The 19,577-nt window shown below is 66.0% G+C and carries 16 protein-coding genes; 12 read left to right on the forward strand and 4 right to left on the reverse strand.

Features of this window, described 5'->3' with window-relative positions; all coding sequences use genetic code 11:
- The first annotated feature begins 15 nt into the window (after positions 1-15).
- The 3 genes from gnd to BKA03_RS06940 all read left to right on the forward strand — a co-directional run bounded on the left by gnd (position 16) and on the right by BKA03_RS06940 (position 3,145).
- Complete coding sequence (gnd, locus tag BKA03_RS06930) at positions 16-1,449, forward strand: NADP-dependent phosphogluconate dehydrogenase (RefSeq protein ID WP_062075075.1); 1,434 nt, start codon at positions 16-18, stop codon at positions 1,447-1,449.
- Between the two features lie 63 nt (positions 1,450-1,512).
- Positions 1,513-2,469 carry a cell division protein ZapE gene (zapE, locus tag BKA03_RS06935; protein WP_062075113.1) on the forward strand — a complete coding sequence of 319 codons (957 nt, stop codon included), beginning with the start codon at positions 1,513-1,515 and terminating at the stop codon, positions 2,467-2,469.
- A 172-nt stretch (positions 2,470-2,641) separates the two neighbouring features.
- Positions 2,642-3,145: a hypothetical protein gene (locus BKA03_RS06940; RefSeq protein ID WP_152649535.1), complete on the forward strand. Its 504-nt coding sequence runs from the start codon at positions 2,642-2,644 to the stop codon at positions 3,143-3,145.
- Positions 3,146-3,169: 24 nt separating this feature from the next.
- Here the strand turns inward: BKA03_RS06940 and BKA03_RS06945 are convergent, their stop codons facing one another.
- Genes BKA03_RS06945 through treY form a run of 3 tightly spaced genes read right to left on the reverse strand, consistent with a single transcriptional unit; the run spans position 3,170 to position 8,366 of the window.
- Positions 3,170-4,039, reverse strand: coding sequence for a polyphosphate kinase 2 family protein (locus tag BKA03_RS06945; RefSeq protein WP_062075077.1), 870 nt, complete (start codon positions 4,037-4,039; stop codon positions 3,170-3,172).
- Positions 4,039-5,850, reverse strand: a complete 1,812-nt coding sequence (treZ, locus tag BKA03_RS06950) for a malto-oligosyltrehalose trehalohydrolase (protein WP_062075078.1) — start codon at positions 5,848-5,850, stop codon at positions 4,039-4,041. The genes BKA03_RS06945 and treZ overlap by 1 nt, the downstream gene beginning before the upstream one ends.
- Complete coding sequence (treY, locus tag BKA03_RS06955; protein WP_062075079.1) at positions 5,850-8,366, reverse strand: malto-oligosyltrehalose synthase; 2,517 nt, start codon at positions 8,364-8,366, stop codon at positions 5,850-5,852. Before treY ends, treZ begins: the two co-directional genes overlap by 1 nt.
- Positions 8,367-8,598: 232 nt before the next feature.
- On the opposite strand from treY, the gene BKA03_RS06960 reads away from it, so the two are divergent.
- The 7 genes from BKA03_RS06960 to BKA03_RS06990 all read left to right on the forward strand — a co-directional run bounded on the left by BKA03_RS06960 (position 8,599) and on the right by BKA03_RS06990 (position 16,237).
- Positions 8,599-9,951 carry a PAS domain-containing protein gene (locus BKA03_RS06960; protein ID WP_062075080.1) on the forward strand — a complete coding sequence of 451 codons (1,353 nt, stop codon included), beginning with the start codon at positions 8,599-8,601 and terminating at the stop codon, positions 9,949-9,951.
- Between the two features lie 60 nt (positions 9,952-10,011).
- Positions 10,012-11,586 (forward strand): Na+/H+ antiporter, encoded by a 1,575-nt coding sequence (locus BKA03_RS06965; RefSeq protein WP_062075081.1) that lies wholly within the window; start codon positions 10,012-10,014, stop codon positions 11,584-11,586.
- A 48-nt stretch (positions 11,587-11,634) separates the two neighbouring features.
- Positions 11,635-12,471: a ZIP family metal transporter gene (locus BKA03_RS06970; protein WP_062075082.1), complete on the forward strand. Its 837-nt coding sequence runs from the start codon at positions 11,635-11,637 to the stop codon at positions 12,469-12,471.
- Positions 12,472-12,628: 157 nt separating this feature from the next.
- Complete coding sequence (locus tag BKA03_RS06975) at positions 12,629-13,573, forward strand: aldo/keto reductase (protein WP_062075083.1); 945 nt, start codon at positions 12,629-12,631, stop codon at positions 13,571-13,573.
- A 135-nt stretch (positions 13,574-13,708) separates the two neighbouring features.
- Positions 13,709-14,464, forward strand: a complete 756-nt coding sequence (locus tag BKA03_RS06980) for a phosphatase PAP2 family protein (protein WP_062075084.1) — start codon at positions 13,709-13,711, stop codon at positions 14,462-14,464.
- Between the two features lie 251 nt (positions 14,465-14,715).
- Positions 14,716-15,414 carry a hypothetical protein gene (locus tag BKA03_RS06985; RefSeq protein WP_062075085.1) on the forward strand — a complete coding sequence of 233 codons (699 nt, stop codon included), beginning with the start codon at positions 14,716-14,718 and terminating at the stop codon, positions 15,412-15,414.
- Between the two features lie 136 nt (positions 15,415-15,550).
- Entirely contained in the window at positions 15,551-16,237 is a 687-nt protein-coding gene (locus tag BKA03_RS06990; RefSeq protein ID WP_152649536.1) for a hypothetical protein, read from the forward strand.
- 103 nt (positions 16,238-16,340) lie between these two features.
- Here the strand turns inward: BKA03_RS06990 and BKA03_RS06995 are convergent, their stop codons facing one another.
- Positions 16,341-16,805, reverse strand: a complete 465-nt coding sequence (locus BKA03_RS06995) for a cupin domain-containing protein (protein ID WP_062075087.1) — start codon at positions 16,803-16,805, stop codon at positions 16,341-16,343.
- An 89-nt stretch (positions 16,806-16,894) separates the two neighbouring features.
- On the opposite strand from BKA03_RS06995, the gene BKA03_RS07000 reads away from it, so the two are divergent.
- A complete protein-coding gene (locus tag BKA03_RS07000) occupies positions 16,895-17,893 on the forward strand; it encodes a tocopherol cyclase family protein (RefSeq protein ID WP_062075088.1) in 999 nt (332 codons plus the stop codon).
- Positions 17,894-18,009: 116 nt separating this feature from the next.
- Positions 18,010-19,560, forward strand: a complete 1,551-nt coding sequence (locus tag BKA03_RS15710; RefSeq protein ID WP_152649537.1) for a GGDEF domain-containing protein — start codon at positions 18,010-18,012, stop codon at positions 19,558-19,560.
- The last annotated feature ends 17 nt before the right edge of the window (positions 19,561-19,577 follow it).

Below are 19,577 nucleotides of genomic sequence, written 5' to 3' on the forward strand. Positions count from 1 at the left end.
TGACAAGGAAGTGACATGACGCTTGCCCAGATAGGTGTAACCGGACTGTCTGTGATGGGACGCAACCTGGCCAGAAATTTCGCCAGGAATGGGTTCTCGGTCGCGGTCCATAACCGAAGCGCGTCCAAGATGGAGTCGCTCATTGACGAGCACGGCTCCGAAGGCACGTTCGTCGGCTGTGCGAGCCTCGAGGACTTTGTCGCGGCGCTCGAAAGGCCGCGCAAGATCATCATCATGGTCCAGGCTGGCGACGCGACCGATGCGGTGATCGACGCGCTCGTTCCGCTCGTTGACCAAGGCGACATCATCGTCGACGCGGGAAACGCGCACTTCCCCGACACCAGGCGACGCGAAGCCGCGTTGCGCGACAAGGGGATCCACTTCGTCGGCACCGGTGTCTCGGGAGGCGAAGAGGGAGCACTCCTCGGTCCCTCGATCATGCCTGGCGGTCCGGCCGAGTCGTACGCGGCACTCGGTCCGATGCTCGAGAAGATTTCGGCTCACGTCGACGGCGTGCCGTGCTGCACCCACGTCGGCCCCGATGGCGCGGGACACTTCGTGAAGATGGTCCACAACGGCATCGAGTATGCCGACATGCAACTCATCGGCGAGGCGTACGCGCTGCTCCGGGCCGGGCTGCACCTGTCGCCCAAGGAAATTGGCGACATTCTCGCCGAGTGGAACAAGGGCGACCTCGAGAGCTACCTGATCGAGATCACGGCCGAGGTTCTCAAGCAGACCGATGCCAAGACGGGAAAACCGCTCGTCGACGTCATCCTCGATGAGGCAGGCCAAAAGGGCACCGGCCGCTGGACCGTACAGAGTGCCCTCGACCTTGGTGTTCCCGTCACGGGTATTGCCGAGGCGACCTTTGCGCGGGCCATTTCTTCGCAGACCGCTCAGCGTGAAGCGGGCCGTGACGTGCTCGCTAGCGCGGCGGGCGACTTCCATATCGGCAACCGCGAGGGGTTTATCGAAGACGTGCGGGTCGCGCTCTACGCGTCCAAGGTGGTGGCGTACGCGCAAGGATTTGACCAGATTCAGGCCGCTTCCGAGCAATACGGTTGGCACATTGATCGGGGTGCCATGGCGCGCATCTGGAGAGGCGGTTGCATCATCAGGGCTCGCTTCCTCAACCGGATCACCGAGGCATACGAGCGCAACCCCGAGTTGCCGAGCCTCCTCGTCGACCCGTACTTCACCGATATCGTTGCCGATGGGCTGTCAGGTTGGAGGCGCGTCGTGTCTCAAGCAGCGCTCGCAGGGATTCCGGCACCCGCCTTCTCCTCGTCCCTTGCGTACTACGACTCGTTGCGTTCCGAGCGCCTGCCCGCCGCCCTGATCCAGGGGCAGCGTGACTTCTTCGGGGCGCACACCTACAAGCGCGTCGATCGTGAAGGCACGTTCCACACGCTGTGGTCGGGGGACCGCACCGAGGTGGAGGCCTAGGAGCGCTTTCGCGCGATTGTTGTGAAGGGGCCGTGGCGGTCCGCACTAGTGTGGGACAACGTGATGCTCGTGGGACGCCGACCGGTTGTCGAGGCCAAGGACTTGGTCGGGCAATTGACCATCCCCCCGCACTTTTTCGACGCAACGTTCGACACGTATCGACCCGATGCGGCGTTTCCCTCGCAGGCGCTCGCGCGAGACAAGGCGCGAGCATTTGCCGCGGGGGCCGTCGGTAGACGTCGCCGTTCGGCCGGGCGAGGGCTGTATCTGGACGGTGGCTTTGGGGTGGGCAAGACCCACTTGCTCGCGGCGATCGCCGAGTCCGTAGGGCCCGAATCTGCCTTCGGAACCTTCGTCGAATACACGCACCTGGTCGGGGCTCTCGGCTTCGCGCAAGCGCGCGCCTCGTTGAGCAAGTTTCGCGTGGTGTGCATCGACGAATTCGAGCTCGATGATCCAGGCGACACGGTCATGATGGCGCGGCTCATGCGTGAACTTGCCGAGGCGGGGGTCGCGCTCGTCGCGACATCAAATACCCTGCCCGAGTCGCTTGGCCAGGGGCGCTTCGCGGCCGCCGACTTTGCGCGTGAGATTCAGTCGGTTTCGAAGGTATTTGAGGTTGTCTCGATTGACGGACCCGACTATCGACATCGCGGTGAGCTCTCTTTCGAGATGTCGACGGAGGGGGAGGCTCGGGATGTGGTCTCCCGATGGGGTGGGGTGCTCGAGTCCTGGCCCGACTTGGTAGCCGACTTGGCCAACGTCCATCCAAGCAGGCTGGGTTCCTACGTCGAGGGAGTCCGATGGTTGGGACTGACCGACGTCGGTGCAGTCGCCGACCAGTCTCAGGCGCTGCGTGTCGTGAGCCTGGTTGACCGACTCTATGACGCGGATGTCAGGGTCGTAGCTGCGGGGTCGTCGCTCGGCGAGATCTTCCCGCAGGACATGCTTGCGGGCGGCTACCGCAAGAAGTACTTCCGCGCGTTGTCGCGTCTTGCAGCGATGAGCGAGCGCTCCTGACGCGTTTGCGTGGGGTCCCCGTCGGAAACAGAGTGGGATATCTGACACCCCATTTTCGGCGTGGCGTACGCCAACCCGCTACAGGGACCCGAACCGTAGCCGATAGTCAAGGTGCGGGCTTCGCTACGTTATGACGCGGCGCCGCGTGAAACGTTCACGAAAGGCGGGGCTTGTGATTAACATCTACGGCAGAGCACGTCCCATGGGCATCGGCAGGGCCGAGAGCAGAATCGAAGCCGACCTCGCGGCGCTCGATCCCACCGGCGGCGACCTTCATGCCGCGCACGGCTCAGGCACAATCGAGGTCGTGTCACCGGCGCCCGCCGATATCGTGCAGGTGGAGGGTGATTCCCGCGCCCATGCCACGGACGGCGTCAATCGGATGCGTCGTGCGTCGGACGTTGATACCGATGCGGGGGAGCTTGCGCGACTCGTGATGGATGCCGACGAGGACGTGCGATGGTGGGCAGCCCAAAACCCGTCAACACCTACGCTCGCGCTCGTCGCTTGCCTCGAGGAGGAAGTGCACCACCTGGTGATCACCGCGCTGCTCAACAATCCCCAGCTTCCGTCGGACAACATCGAGCGGTTCGCCAAGCATCCGTCACCCGACGTGAAGCGGGCCGCGAGCCGCAGGCTTAAGGAGATGGTGTCGGAGTCCCCGCAGTCGGGGTAGGAGCAGTCGCGACGCCCGGTATCGCTACTTCGCTGCGCGTAGCGCCGCGACTCGCTGCTTCTCCGTCTGGATATCGAATTCGGCCGCGGGCCAGGTGACGTTCATGTCCTCGAGAGCTTGAGTGAGAAGTTCCGTCACCGCGAGCCGCGCGAACCACTTGCGGTCGGCGGGAATGGCGTGCCACGGAGCGATGTCCGTCGAACATCGGTCGAAGGCCGCCTGGTATGCCTCCATGTAGGCGTCCCAATAGCTGCGCTCGTCGAGGTCGTGAGGGTTGTACTTCCAGTACTTGTCGGGCCGATCGAGCCGCTCCTCGAGTCGGTTGAGCTGCTCCTCCTTCGAAACCATGAGCGCACACTTCACGATGCGGGTTCCCGAGGCGACCACCTTTGCCTCCCACGCATTGATTTCGTCGTATCGCTTGCCCCACACGGCTGGCTCGACGTAGTTGTGGACGCGCACCACCAGGACGTCCTCGTAGTGTGATCGATCGAAAACGCCGATGTGACCAGGCGTGGGAAGGGCGTTGTCGATGCGCCACAAGTAGTCGTGCGACTTCTCCTCCTCGGTGGGGACGCCAAACGAGTGGTGTTGTACCCCCTGAGGGTCAACCAGGCCGACGACGTGGCGCACGATGCCACCCTTGCCTGCGGTGTCCATGCCTTGGATGACGAGCAGGACTGAGCGATTCCCCTCGGAGCGGCCCTCCGCGAAGAGTCGCTCCTGGAGGTCGGAGAGTATGCGGCCGCGTTCCTCCATCAGTTGTGAGGAATGGCGCTTGTGGCCGGTGAACCCCGGAGTGGAAGCGCAGTCGAAGTCTGCGATCGAGAAGCCCGCGTTGACGCGCAACGTGTCCGTTGGCGAGTCCCGCCACTCGTGATTCTTCTTGCCCATCAGTCCTCCTTCGTTTCGGCACGCGGCGCGTCGCGGAGCGCGGCGTCGACGAGTGCGACCGCATCGGGCTGGAGCACGAAGTGGTCGGCCTCGGCCTCGATGATTCCGAATGTACCCAGCAATGGCCCGCGTATGGGCATCGGCTTGTCGGAGAGGTTCGCGTGGACCGTGACCGGCCCCGTCATCGTGAGTTGCCTTGGCGAAGCCTCAGAAACGGAAACGGGGTAGCGTCGCCACGCGTCTGGGCCGAGCGTGAGGGCGCGGGCGGACACCACCCTCTCGCACCACGCTTCTATCGCGGCACGGGCGGGAAGCAGATCGTCGCCGAAGGCACGCAGTTGTGAATTCGCCAACGTCTCTGGGTCTTGAGGATCGGGAACGACGACATCGCCGCCATACAGGTCTTCCCAGCCGTGGCCGCCAAACTCGCTCATCCGACCTTCCGACACGGCCGAACCGAGGGGCTCGGCGTGGTCGGTGAAAAACTGGAACGGCCGAGTCTCGCCGTACTCCTCACCCATGAAGAGCATCGGCGTGAAGGGGCTCAGCAGGATGAGAGCGAGCGACGCCGCCTGCGCGCCGGGCGAGAGCGTCGCTGAGGGCCGGTCGCCCAATGCGCGGTTCCCCACTTGGTCGTGATTCGAGGCGCATACGACGAACCGGCGCCTGTCGACCGAGGCGGGAACGGGTGCGCCCCAAAGTCTGCCGCGAAAGGTCGATAGACCGCCGTCGTGCACGAAGACCTCGCGGTAAGCCTTATCGAGCGTTTCAATCGAACCAAAATCGACGTAGTAGCCGTGCCGCTCACCCGTGAGGTACGTGTGGAGAGCGTGGTGCACGTCATCGGCCCATTGGGCGGTCATGCCGAGCCCGGCTGCTCCGCTGGCAGTGCGCTCGCCGACGGGAGTGATGGTCGCCGGCTCGTTGAGGTCGGACTCTGCCACGAGGGATAGCGGCCGGCCAAGACGCTCGGCGAGGGCCGCCGTACGCACCGAAACCTCCGCGAGGAGGTGGACGGGGGAGTCGTCGACAAGAGCGTGCACCGCATCGAGGCGCAGTGCATCGACGTGGAAGTCCGCGAACCAGCGCAAGGCGTTGTCGATCAGAAACTCGCGCATTCCGCGGGAACCTGGCTGGTCGAGGTTGACGGCCCATCCCCACGGCGTCTCGTGGGCGCTTGTGAAGTACGGCCCGAACTGCGCGAGGTAATTCCCGTCGGGCCCCAAGTGGTTGTACACGACGTCGAGGCACACGCCGATGCCCTCGCCATGTGCCGAGTCGACGAAGCGTTGCAGGGCGGCGGGGCCCCCATAGGCCTCGTGCACCGCGTAGAGCGCGACCCCGTCGTAGCCCCAACCCCTGTTCCCCGGGAAGGCCGCGACGGGCATCAGCTCGATCATCTCGATGCCGCGACGCGCCAGGTCGTGCAAACGGTCCCTCGTGATGGCGTCAAGGGTGCCCTCGGGGGTGAATGTTCCGATATGGAGCTCGTAGGTGACTGCTCCACGGGCGTCGCTCCCCGGCCAGCGACCATCGGTCCAGTCGAAGCCTTTCGCGTCAAAGGTGCGCGAGAAGCCATGGACACCGTGCGGTTGCCACGGACTGCGCGGATCGGGAAAGGGGCCGCTTCCGTCGACCTCGAAGGCGTAGTCGGTTCCGTGCGCGAGTGTGGGGCCCTTCCACCAACCGCCGGCGCCCTTCAGCATTGTCGATCGACCTGCGGGACCCGTGCTCGCCGCGGCGTCGCGGGACAGGCAGGTGACGGCCGAGGCGTCCGGAGCCCATACGGTGACCGGGGACTCTGCGGCCATCAGGCGCGTTCCAGCAGCGCCACGGGGAGCGCCTTGAGCAGGAAGGCGAGGGATGTGGGCCCGCCATCTGTCGTGGCGCCGGTGAGCAGGTCGACCCACTCGCCGTCGGGAAGCGTGACGGTGTGTTCCCCCCAACCGCCCAGCCGTTGGAGTTCCATTCCGTTGCGTGTGGCGACGGTGATGACCTCGGCCGTATCGGCGTCGGTGCGAGCAAATACGACCGCGTGCCCGGTTGATGACGGCAGCGGCACATAACCCGCGTCCGGGCCGATGAAGGCGCCAGGGTGGTCGCGACGGGCGACGAGCGAGCGTGCCACGACGAGATGCTTCTCTTCAGACAGGGTGCGGAGTTTCGTCTTCCCCGTGACGCGGGCGAGCTGCTCGGCGAGGTGATCGAAGTCGACCGGCCTCCTGTTGTCTGGGTCCACCAGCAGAGCTCGGACCTCCTCGGTGCCTTGGTAGACGTCGGGGATGCCAGGCATGGTGAGCTGAATGAGCTTTTGCGACAGGATCGCGGTTCTCACGCCCTCTTCCGTGAGGGTCGTCCACTCGCCGACAAGGGCCTGGATGGCGGGATCAGCGTGCGTGGTCTGGGCGAACCACAGCACCGCCGTTTCGTACGTTTCGTTAACGTCGGTCCACGTGGTGAGCGACTTTGCCTCTCGCATCGCCTTGATGAGATAGCCCTCGAGGCGGTCCCACTCCATGGGTTTGCCGTCTGGCTCGACAGTGCCCACGATCGTCTGCCACCAGAGATTCTCGGTACGTCCGTCGAGTTCGCTAGGCCGCAATTCGGCTGAAGCGGCTCGGGCCCGGACGAGCCAAGCGTCCCAGGCGTCGGGCGCCTCGCTCAGTACGCCGAGGCGGGCACGAATGTCTTCCGATCGCTTGGTGTCATGGGTGGTCAGCGTCGTCATGCCGTGCGGGTAGGCGAGTTGCTGCTCGCTTGCCCAGGCATGGAACGCCGCAGGGGGCATCGCGAACCGACCGGCGGGCGAGCCGACCTCGCACAGCGGCAGGAGGTGCGTCCAGCGGTAGTACGCCGTGTCTTCAACGCCCTTGGCCATGACCGCGCCGCACGCTTGCTGAAACCTGGTCACGAGTTCCGCGCGGGCCGATTCGAAAGTCTTGCCGGCCGAGCCAACCTCGGCTCCCTTGAGCAGGTCGACCACGACGTCGAGCGTCTCGTGGCGCTCGGGATCAAGCCTCGTCTTTGCGCGTGCCGCCGCGGCGTCGATCGCTTCGAGCGACGTCGGCGTCGGAGTGGTGCCTGGCACGATGTATGCGCGGTACCGGCCGAAGTTCACGAGCATGGATCTCAGGCAGTCGTACAGCGACTGCCACGTGTGGTCGCGAAGCCGCACGTCCGAACGGCAGATGTCGTGAGCGATGGTGGCGAGGCGGCGAGACTCCGAGGACAAGGAGCCGTGCACAATTTCGCGCTTCGCGGCATCGATGAGGCCCGGCAGGGAGCCCATGGCGTCGCCCGTGAGTTGATAGAGCGTTCCGGCGAGAGGGGCGGCTCCCGATGGGTCCCGCAAGAGGGCGCCGACGCGCCACGAGGCGTCGTATCCCGTTGTGCCCGCGGTCTTCCACGACGTCGGGAGGTGCTCGTCGTCTTCGAGGATCTTCTCGACGACCAGCCACGCTCCGTGTGTCGCGTCGGCAAGTTGCGCGATGTAGCCCGCCGGGTCTGCAAGCCCGTCCGGGTGGTCGATACGAAGTCCCTGCAAAGTGCCGTCGCTGACCAAGTCGACGATGACCCGGTGGGTGGCCTCGAACACGTCGTCGTTCTCCACCTGGACGGCAACGAGCGAACCCACATCGAAGAAGCGGCGGTAGTTCAGTTCCTCGTTGGCGACGCGCCAGTACGCGAGCCGGTAGGGCTGGTCGACCACGAGGTCCGCCATCGGCAGGTTTTCGGTGCCCTCACGCACGGGAAACACGTGCTCGTAGTACCGCAGGACGGGAACCTCACCCTGGTCCTCGAAGCCGGGAACGATCATGTGTTCGAGAGTCAGTTCCTCGCGGGCGAGGATGGTGCCGATGCGGTCGCCGAGCACGGGCATGAGAACGCCATCGTTGCTGGACCAGTCCACGTCAAACCAGTGGGAGAAGGGTGAATCCTCGCCGCGAGCGAGAACCGACCACAGGATCTTGTTGTGATAGGCGGGCGTTGGCACCGCCATGTGGTTGGGAACGACGTCCGCGATGAGGCCGATGCCACGCTCGCCAGCGGCCCAGGCGAGTTGACGGAGCCCCGCCGCCCCGCCGAGGACCGCCGCTACCCGCGAATGGTCGACGACATCGTAAAAGTGCGTCGATCCGGGAGCCGCGGTGAGGATGGGGGAGAGGTAGAGGTGAGTAACCCCGAGCGCGGCAAAGTAGTCGAGCCGCGCCTGGGCATCGGCAAACGTGAAGTCCGCGGTCAGTTGGAGTCGGTACGTCGAGACCGGCACAGGTGCATCCGCGCGGTGTCCGAGTCTCTTGGTCCGTTCGTGGGTTGAGTCTGCCATGTGCCTTTTCTTCCGGTTGTTCCATCATGTCAGAAGAAGGTCACAGGCTTGTGTCCGGCGTGCGTCCGCGGCCCCGGCGCCAGTGAAGGGAGGAAGCAACATTCCTGGTCTCACCTCGATCACCGTTGCGACACCGAGAAGGCACGCGAACTGAGCTCCATTTGGGGCTAAGGTGCGATTCGGGACCTGAGGCTCTGCCATGGAGCAGGGACCGGAAAGGACAGGCGCCCATATGGCATCGACCGCCGTTGAACCGACGGGTAAGCGGCGCGACTTCGCCCCGCAACAGCTGTTCTTCTCGACGACTGATCGGCGTGGTGTCATCGGTACCGTGAACTCGACTTTTGTTGAGCTATCGCGATACAGCCAGGGTGAATTGGTTGGGGCACCGCACAACCTCATTCGCCATCCAGACATGCCTGGTGCGGTGTTCCACATTATGTGGGGGCGCCTGCTCGCGGGCGCTTCGATGATGGGCTACGTGACGAACCTGGCGAAGGACGGCACGCACTACCTCACCTTCACGACGGTGACTCCCGTCGACGGCGGATTCATCTCGGTGAGGAGCACCATCACGAGACCCGACCTGTGGGGGCCGGTTTCGCAGGCCTACGCCGAGACCCGCGCGAGGGAAAACGGATGGCGCGACCAGGGACTATCGAAGACCGAGTCGGCCTCGAAGGGCGCGACGGACCTCTTGGCCAGGCTTGCCGCATTGGGGTACTCGACCTACGAGGACCTGATCCGTGCGCTGGTTCCCGCAGAGGTGGACGAGCGGCACAGGCTCGCGCCTCTTCGGCCACCGCACACGGAGCCGGGCGGCACCCTTCACGAGGTGGTGCTGGCGATCACCGCGCTCGACCGCGAGTTGGCTGAACAGCGGGCGCGATACGACGATGCGACGGCCCTGGCCGCGACGCTCGACGACGCCCAAGCCGAAATCGCCGTCACTCTTGCCGGTTTGGAGGCCACCGCCGCCGCGGCGGCCAGTGCGTCCACGACCGTTGCTACGGCGGCGCCTGCGGCGGCGACGACCGCTCAAGCGGCGCTCTCGCTGGCAGTGGCGGCGAGCGGCGACCTGAGCCCTCTTTCCCGGCTCCTCGCGGACGTGCGTGCCAGCGTGCTCGACCTGCGTGCCAGCCTCGCGCTTTCGGTCCTGCACAACGACATGGCGATGGTCTTCGTGTGCGAAGTGGCGTCCGGTGAGTCCGTCGGCGAGCAGGACTCCACGGTCTGGCTGTTGGGTGCGGCGGTCGCGAACTCGGTGCGCGATGGCGAGAAGCAAAGTCAGCGTGTGCGGGAGGAACTCGACCAGGTGGTGGCGGCGATCGGTGAGGCCTACGGGGCGCTGCAGGCGTTCCAACGGATGCTGACCAACTGGCGGCACATTGTGGTGCGATCCGGGGTTTCGCACCGTCTCGGAGCACTCGTCGATCCGATCGACAGTCGGCTATCCGTCGGTCTGCGGGAAATGCGCGACCTCGACGACCTGGCGCGGCGTTGCGCATCCTTGGGTAAGACGCTCAATTCGGATGCGCTGCTCAAAGCCGCAGAGGATCTCGTTGTGGCTGCACAAAGGCTGTAGCGAACCATTGCTGACGCGCCCGTTTCGCCTGCATGCGTGCGAGGGTGAGAGTCTGTTCCCGTGGCCACTGTCCTTCTCGTCGGCGCTTTGCTCGCCGGCATCGTCGTCCTGACGCCTCTCGCCGATCGACTTCGGGTGCCATTGCCGATCCTGCTCACGATCTTTGGCCTGGCCGTTCCGTTGGTGCCCGGCGTCCCTGGACTCACGGTCGCGCCCGACCTGATCCTCCCGCTCGTGCTTCCGCCGCTTCTCTTTGCCGCCACCCAAAAGGCGAGTGCGCGCGAGTTCAAGGAGAACGCCAGACCCATCGTGATCCTGGCGGTGGGTCTGACGGTAGCGAGCGCGGCGGCAGTCGCGGTCGTCGCGCATTGGCTTGGCATGGGGTGGGGACCCGCGTTCGTGCTCGGTGCGATTGTGGCGCCGCCCGACCCGGTGGCAGCCACCGCGGTGGCCAGGCGGTTGAGGCTTCCGGGTCGCCTCGTCACCGTCCTCGAGGGCGAGGGCATGTTCAACGACGCCACGGCGCTCGTGATGTACAAGGTGGCCGTCGTCGCCGTCGTGGCGGGTGAGTTCTCCGGTGGAGGCCTGGGGCGCAGCCTGGTCCTCGCGTTGGTGGTGGGGGTAGGCATTGGTCTCGCGGCGGGCTGGCTGACGAATTTCGCCCTCGCGAAGCTCCATCTAGCGGCGCCCGAGACCACCGTGACGCTCGCGGTGCCGTTCATCGTGTACGTGGTGACGGACCACCTGGAGGGCTCCGGTGTGCTTGCGGTGCTGGTGCTGGGGTTGTTCCTGCGCAGCCACAGCCACAAGGCGATCACGTCCGGCGGTTGGCTCCTGGGTCGCGCGGTGTGGGCGTACGCCGACTACATCATCACCAGCCTCGTGTTTGTCTTCATCGGCTTCGAACTCACCGATGTGCTCGAATCCGCCCCGTTGGAGGACCGCGCCGTCGGGCTTGCGGCGGCGGTGGTGGGGTTGCTTGTCGTGCTTCGATTTGCATGGATATTTCCGTTCGTGTGGCTCAGCCGCGCGCGCCACCGTCGTCACCCTTCGGAGTCCACACCGGTGGGTAACAGGGAGACCGTCGTCACCGCGTGGGCTGGCATGCGAGGCGTGGTGACGGTCGCGACGGCGCTCGCCTTGCCCGCCGCGGTGTCAGGAGGTGGCGACTTCCCCTCGCGCCACACCATTGTGTTCGTGGGCCTCGTGACCGTGTTGGCGACGCTCGTGGTTCAAGGGCTCACGCTTGCGCCCCTGGTCCGCAAGCTCAAGGTGGGCGGTGACTCGAACGTCTCCGTCGAGGCGAGACAACTGAGACGTCGGGCGCTCGAGGCCGCAATCGCCGAGGTGCATGGCGGGGACGCCGAAGTCCCAGAGAGGGTGCGGGGCGCCGTCGTCCTGCAATACGAGGGCTATCTCGCGTCGCACGACGCCCTCCACGCGGCCCGCCACGGCAGGGACGAGGACGACGACGACGCGGGGGACGCGCGCGCGGTCGCCGAACTGCTACGCAGGGCGGCCGAGGTCGAACGCGACCTGGTGATCGAGGCCAGGCATACGGGGCGCGTGAGCCAAGAGGCCGCCGACGAGGTCTTGTCCGAGATCGAGTCGCGAGCAGTGCGGGACTCCGACTAGTTTGACCGCTGTTGCCCCACACGGAACCCGCCACACGAGGAGCGCCACATGACGAGCGACGACCTGTTCTGGATCAAGATCGCGTTTGCGGGCGCGGTGGCGGTCGTTGGCCTGGCAAGCACCTACGTGCCGTGGGTGCTCGGGAGGCGAGCATCCAGCGAACGCATGCTGGGCCTGAGCAACACGTTTGCCGCCGGTGTACTGGGCGGTGCAGGCGTCATCCACCTCCTGGGTGCGGGCATCGGCGCATTCCACACCGCGCTCCCGACATTTGCCTACCCGCTCGCCCTTCTCCTGGCCGGAGTGGGCTTCCTGTTCATCTTGCTCATCGAAGACGTGATCGTCCCCGGTCACCCCGGCCATGATGCGTCGCCTCCCCAAGAAAACTCAGCTGCGGTTCAGCACGAGATGGATTGGCACCCTGCTGGTCAGGGATCGGCCATCTACCCGGTGATCCTGCTCATCGTGCTCTCGGTCCACTCGGTCATCCTTGGCCTGGCACTTGGCGCCCAGAGTGCGCTGTCGGGTGCACTCATCGTGTTCCTGGCAATCCTGGCTCACAAGGGCGCCGCCGGACTTGCCCTCGGCGTCGGCTTCCAGCGTGCGGGCCTCACCCACCGCCAGGCCCTGGGGCGGTTGACCTTCTTCTCGGTCATGACCCCGCTCGGAATCATCGCCGGCGCGGCCATCGGAGGGATGTTGACCGGACGCGCCGATACGCTATTTGAGGCGGTTTTCGACTCGATAGGTGCAGGAACGTTCATGTACATCGCCGCGCTCGACATCATCAAGACGGAGTTCGACCACCACAGGGACCACGCACAGAAGTGGCTTGCGGCGGCCGCCGGTTTCGGAATCATGGCGCTGCTGGCGATCTGGATCTGAGCCGCTCGGCGACGGCAACGCGAAAGGACCAGCCTCGACGCCGCTGGGTGCGGTGTGATCGGCCGCGGTGTGATGGGGTGCGGTGTGATGGGGCGCGGTGCTACCGTGAATTTTCCGTTTCCAACGTCGCACTGCGGGCGTGCCCGCGAGAGGAGCCATGGTGAGAACCCGAGCCTTCGGCACGACCGGTATCGAGGTCAGCGAGATCGGACTGGGGGCCTGGCAGCTCGTCCGGTCGTCGCAATGGCCGGACGGCCCAGACGAGGACGCTGCAGTCCGCCTCGTCCATGCGGCCCTCGCGGCTGGCGTGACGTTCATCGACACCGCCCCGGGCTATGCCGACGGTCGCAGCGAGTTGGCGCTTGGCGCAGCCCTGCGGGGTGGACGTCGAGACGGCGTTGTGCTGTGCACGAAGTTCGGACACCGCGCCGACGGCACCTCCGACTGGGATCCGACCGCCATCGAGGCGTCGGTCCTGGCGAGCGCCCGGCGCATGGGCACCGACCACCTGGACATCGTCCTGCTGCACTCCCCGCCGCCCGAGGTGCTCGATGGCCGCAGCGAGCACTACGCCGTGCTCGAGGGGCTCAAGCAGCGCGGGGTCATCCGGGCCTACGGGGCCTCCGTGGACTGGAGCGCCGACATCGATACGGTGCTGCAGACCAGTGGAAGCGAGGCCTTGGAGGTGCGGATGTCCGCCCTGTTCCAGGAGACGTGGCCCGGCGTCGAGCGCGCAGGTGAGCGGGGTGTCGGCACGATCGTTAAGGTCCCACTCGAGTCTGGCTGGCTCTCAGGCAGGTACACGGCCGACACGGTGTTCACAGGGGTCCGTTCGCGCTGGTCCCGTGAGGACATCGCGTTGCGGGCCAGCCTTGTCGACCAGTTCCGTTCGCTGCTCCCCGAGGGTGTCTCGGTGCCGCAGGGCGCGCTGCGCTTCCTCCTCGCGCACGGCGGCGTCTCGACCGTGATTCCCGGGGCCAGGACCGTTGAACTCCTGCACGACTCGGTAGCGGCCGCGGCCGAGTCGCTGCCCGCGGAGACCATTGCGGCGATCCGCCGGTTTTCTGAAGACAGACTCACGGCTCGCCACCTCGACTGGTGAGCCCGACTGGTGACCGCGGCGCCCGGGCCACTCGGACGACTGGTCGCGTCCGAAATCGTCCCCCTACGAGGGACTCTGATGAATCTCTGAGGTGCAGGAGACATACTGATCGTTTCCGTGCCGAAAGGGGCACCCATGACAGTTCACACCCTCAAGAGCATGGGCGTGCAGGCTCCGCGCCGTGCGCGCGTCGTCGCGCTGTTGGCGATGGTCGCGCTGAGCGCGGTCGCGACCGGGTGGCTCCTCGACGGTGTTCGAGAGGGCGGCGACCTTTCCCTGTGGGATGGGCCGACGCTCAGCTGGCTGGTCGCGCATCGCGATTCCGTGGCGACGATGACGATGACAACGGTCACTACCATCGCCGGTGAGGTCGTGCTGACGGCCATTGCGGCGCTCACGGTGTTGCTGCTCGCCGTGCGCCGCCACCGAGTAGAGGCGTTCCTCCTCGCCGTCGCACTCGGTAGCGCAGAGACAATCTCATTAGTTCTGAAGCACCTCGTGGGGCGAGTGCGCCCTCCGGCCGGCGACGTCGTTGGCCCCGTTGAACACACGCTGTCGTTCCCCTCGGGTCACACCATCGGGATGGCGACGTTCACCCTCGCGCTGGCGTACCTATGGTGGCGCGCTCGACCGGGCCGGAAGCGTGCATGGGCGGGGTGGGGTGTGGCCGTCGTACTGACCTCCCTGGTGGCGACGAGCAGGCTGTATCTGGGCGACCACTGGCTCACAGACGTCGTGGCGTCGATCGTGCTGTCTTGGGGAGTGATGGCCGTTGTCGTGCTCCTGGACATCTGGATTCAGCAACGGACGGGACAAAAGCGTTGGCTCGACGGTGGAGTAAAGGTCTCGGTGGCTCGCCTTCGCCGCAAGGCTGTACCGCTCGCCGACTGAGTGCCGGGGTCGACCGCGCGGAGGTCGAGCGTCGGCGAATCGAACTCGACACCGCGGTGGCGCTTGGCAGGTGCGGAGGCTGTGGCATAGGGCCGGTCGATCGACTACCACCTACACGATGTGTGCCAAGTGCCGGACGTTACTGGCCGTGCCCAGATCGCCGCAGGGCTAGGAGCGGCGACACGGGTCCCGCCTAATCCTGGGGGGTCACCCTGGGGTGTGCCGGCCGTCCAACCCCCATGCTTTACAGCATGCAAGCCAACGAGATGCAGCAGCACAGGACATCCGGCAAGAACGCTCGCCGCGGCGGCGCTACCGTCGCGGCCGCGGCCTCACTCGGGTTGCTTATCGTCCTCGGCGGATGTTCGAGCGGCGCGGCCGGACAGGGCAATGTGCCGAGCACGCAAGCGACGCCCACCGCAACGCCCCAGACCACGACGTCGCCCATCGCGTCCTCGACGCCGTCGGCCGTCCCGAGTCCATCGACCCAGGGGCAGGACCCCCAAGCGGACGCCTACTGGTTCACCGTCACCAAAAGGTTCACAGGTGGAGCGCAGTGGACCGTGACCGTGCGTCCCCCGATCGACCCGACGGCCTTGGGCCTCGACAGTAAGGGGCAGGCCGAGTTCGATGGGCCGAACCAAGCCGTGATCCTCTTCGATTACCCCATCCCGGCCCAGTACGACACGGTGATGGACGAGATCAACGCCGACCTTACTGAGCGACAGATCACGCAGGACAGTGCTCCGCAGTCAATGGGTCTGGGCGGCGTCCCAGCGGCCATCGGCTCCGGCCTCAACAGCAACGGAATGCACGTCGATCTGATCACGGCGAGGAAGGACAAGAATCACGACTACACCGACGTCACGCTGACATGCGCACCTGCGGACGTCACCGCCGACCGAGCGGCGTTGCAGGACCTGCTCCACTCGTTCCGCTTCGAGAACTGAAGGCCAGCGATGTCCCAAGAATTTCGACGACCAGCCCAGCCTCGCCGATTCCGCTCAGTGACCGCCGACTGTGCTCCCGACAAGTAGTACCGCGCCAAGCCCGAAACAACCTTCGACACCCCACGGATGGTGGAACATGACAACTCCTACGCTCACGCCTTCGCAGATGACATTCCTCATCGGGTCGAAGTTTCTCCCGCAAGCCGAGATCACGGAGCCTCGGATCGTTGCGGTAGCGACGTCCCTTAAGGGCGACGGCACGTCGCTCAGGCTCGCCGTGCGCACCATTGCGGGTGCGCTGCTGGGGCTGCGCGAGGAAGGCACGATTTCAATGGAATACGTCGAGGCGAAGAAGTTGGGGATCTTCACCACGCGGCACGTCATGATCACGAGTGTGGGAACAACGTCGTTCCCTGCAGAGTCGATCGAGGCGACTCTCGCCTCGGCGGCTGCTAAGGGCCCAACCACCGTGACGCGTCTGGTCGAACGGTGGTTCGGACCGCAAGTCCCGGACCCGGCGGTCATGGCCTACACGCCTGTCCTGCAATCGCTCATCGCTTCGGGCCTGATCGTGACCGTCAGCCACGACGTCGACAGGAACAAGGCTGCGGCGGTGCTCACGGGCCACAAGACGAAGACCGTGGAAGGCATGGAACCCAATCGAGAGGCGATCGCCGGCGTGCTGGGGTCCCTCGCCGGGTGGGCCGAACGCTGGACGTCCTTCGAAAGCAGCGACTCCGTCGTGGCAGACAGGCTCATGTCTGAAGCGCGATTGGCACTCAACAACAAGGTCGAACAACGGGATAACGCGATCGACGACTGAGCCGGGATCCACCGTCTCGGTTCGTTAACTCGGCTGATCTGAGGCCGAGAGCCGGAGAATCGTCCCCACGGAGTCCTGGCCGCTCGTGGAGCGAGATTTCGGCCTACGCGTGCTGGTCTTTGGCGGGGTCGGGTTGCACTGACCAGTCGGCTGGCTCGTCGTCGGTGTCGGCATCGGCGATGGCCTTGGTCGTCTGAACATTGCCCGGCTTGTGGTGTTGCGGCGCGTAGACGGTGTAGACCTGCATCGGCTTGTCGCCGATGTTGGTGACGTTGTGCCAGCTGCCTGCAGGAACGAGGACGCACCAGCCGTCGGAGACCTCTTGGTCGAAGGTCAGCTCGTCCTTGCTTGGTCCCATTTGGGCTCGACCCCTGCCGCCGTCGAGACGAATGAACTGGTCGGTTTCGGGGTGCTTTTCCAGTCCGATGTCGCCTCCAACGGGGATCGACATGAGGGTGACTTGCAGGTAGGCGCCGCTCCAGGCAACGGTGCGGTAGTTCGGGTTTTTGAGCGTCTCCGCCTCGAGGTCGAATGCCTGGGGACGGGGGCCGATGTCTTCGATGTTCATTCTTCAACCATAGCCCCGCTCGCGTCGGGCCGCGCAGGGGAGCGCCTTGCTCAGGGCGGCCGCTGCGCGCGACACATAGTCTCGGGAGCATGCGCGTCACATTGCCGTACCGCTCAAGCGGGGCCGATCTGCCCTTCGGATCTCTCACCTCCCGCCACGGGGTGGCGATGGAGGGATACTTCTGGCGCTTCACCGACGCCGACGCAGGGCGCGTCGTGACAGCGCTCATAGGAGTGCAGCAATCCAGCAGGGGTCCGTGGGCACTGGTCGGCTTGGGCGCTCATCCAGGGCGTTTCTGGCGGGAGGCGGTGTTGATGGACGCGAAGTCCCGGCGCCGGGGCCCAGGTGCCAAGGCGGGGTCGCTGTTCACGGGAGACGACCGCCACGTGATGGTCGATTTGGCTCCCGACGCCCGCCTGGACGTCACGCTTTCCGACCTCAAGCTGTGGCCCCGGACGCGCCCGTTCGGTGGGTCGAGCCTGTTCCAGATGATCCCCAAGCTGAACCAGTATTGGCACCCGTGGCTGTTGGGAGGCCGGGCAAATGGCACGGCCACGATCGGCGGCGAAACGTGGCAACTCAGCGACGCCCAGGTGTACGCAGAGAAGAACTGGGGATCCGACGGATTCCCCAAGAGTTGGTGGTGGGGCCAGGCTCAAGGCTTTGCGGAGCGCGACGCCTGCGTGGCGTTTGCAGGCGGCGAGGTCACGGCAGGTCCCTTCCGCACCAAGGTCACCGCCGTGGTGGTTCGGCTGCCCGACGGGACCCTGCTGCGCCTCGGGAACCCGGGAACGTCCCCGGTGCACGCGACGATCGGCGAGGAGAGGTGGGTGCTCAGGGGTCGCAGTCGCTTCTGGGAGGTAGAAGTGGAGGGGTATGCACCAACCGCTGACGCGCTCGTCTTACCGGTGCCGCTGGTAGAGGAACGCAGGGCCGCGCCGGGAGCGCTCGAGCACCTGGGCGCCACGATAAGCGTCAAGGTTCGCAAGCATGGACGGCTGGTGTGGGAGGGGACGAGCCCGCTCGCCGGCCTCGAGCACGGGGGACTGGACCGGGCGGCCGCTGAGGAGCGCAGGCGAAACACCTGAACCTTGAGGGGTCACTAGCATGGGGTCAGGCACGACGCTTGACGATTGAGGGCTCGGGCCCAATCGCTCATATGCGCCCACAGATGTCCGATGGGACGGGTGACGATGGGAGACCCGTGAGCTTTCAGGTGACGCTCCTTGCACTCGCGATCGTGGTCGGCACCACGACGAGTGTCCGCTACGCCATGCGCTCGCGTGAGCTGCGACTGGTCCTGGCAATCCTGGCAGCGTGCGTGGCGATGACCATCTGGGCGGTGAGTGGGCTGGTCATGGCCCTAACGTCCGACGTCCAGGTGGAGCGACTTGCTTTCATCGCGAGCTTCCCGGTGTCCGGTGCCGCCGCTGCCTCGGTGCTGTGGTACGGGCTTGCAGTCTCTCAACGCCGGTTGTTCCGGAGCAGATGGGTGTGGGCGCTGATCGCGGCCGAACCCGTCCTCGCGGCAGCCGCCCTCGCAGTACCGGCGTGCCGGGCCGGGATGGCGGCGGTGGTCGAAGGCCCCGGCGGGCCCGTTCTCGTCGGGGGCCCGGTCCTGAACGTGCATGCGGTGCTCGCGGGGAGCTTGACGGTGATCGGCACTCTGCTGCTCATCGGGAGCCGGGAAAGGTCGGCCACCGGGTTCCGTGGACGGCTCGCGTTCGCGGCAATGCTCGTGGGTCTGCCCACGGTCGCGGTCGTGGCGGCGGTGGTGACTCGTGCGGATCCCCTTTCCATCCAGGTGGCGGCTGCGACGGCCTTCACCTTGGTGTCGTTCTTTGCGCTTTCACGCCCGGTAGAGGCCATGGAGTTCGGTGCGCCAATCGGGTCGGACGACGTGCTGAGCGCCCTTGAGGACGCGGTGCTGGTGTTCGACGTCAGGGGAGTCCTGGTCCAGGCGAACGCCGCCGCGCGCGAGTTGTTGGACGCTTGGGGGGTCGCTGCGCTCGACCGTGGGTCTCCGGAACTGCTGGCTAGCGCACTCCCAGAGCCCCTGCGTTCCACGGGTGTCGTCGGCACCCCCGACGGTCGTCTGCTCGACATCCGGATCAGGGAGCTGCGCCTATCCGACGGTCGGGCGGCGCAGGTCACCACTGGGCGCGACGTCACCGTGGTGGAGGAGTTGCGCGCCCGGCTCGCCGAGCAGGCCGAGACGGACGGGCTGACCGGCCTGTACAACAGGCACCATCTCGAGCTCGTGCTGTCCAGCCTGGTGGCCCGGGCGGCGGTGGGGCTCGTGCCGCTCACGGCCGTGATGATCGACGTGGACCGCTTCAAGCAGGTGAACGACACGTTCGGCCACGCTGTCGGCGACCGGGTGCTGGTCGCGGTGGCCAAGGCGCTGAGGGAGGGCGTGCGTGCGGGCGACGTTCTGGTGCGTTTCGGTGGGGAGGAGTTCCTCGCACTTCTACCGGGCGCGCACGCGGCAGACGTCGCTGCGCGTGCCGAGCGGTGGCGCAGCACGCTTGCCGAACTGCGGGTGGCCAGTGAGCAGGGCCCGGTAGGGGTAACGGTGAGCATCGGTGTGGCCGAGGCGAGCCGCGGCGACAACCCGGACGATCTATTGAGCCGCGCCGACAAGGCTATGTACGAAGCCAAGGTTGGAGGCCGCGACCGCGTGGTGATCGCCAACGCGATGTTGGCGCCCCAACTTCCGTTCGAGGTGCTGCCGGATATCCCAAGCCTGCGGTGAGACTGGCTCGCGCGGGT

Source organism: Demequina lutea (assembly GCF_013409005.1).
In the GTDB taxonomy this organism is placed as follows: domain Bacteria; phylum Actinomycetota; class Actinomycetes; order Actinomycetales; family Demequinaceae; genus Demequina; species Demequina lutea.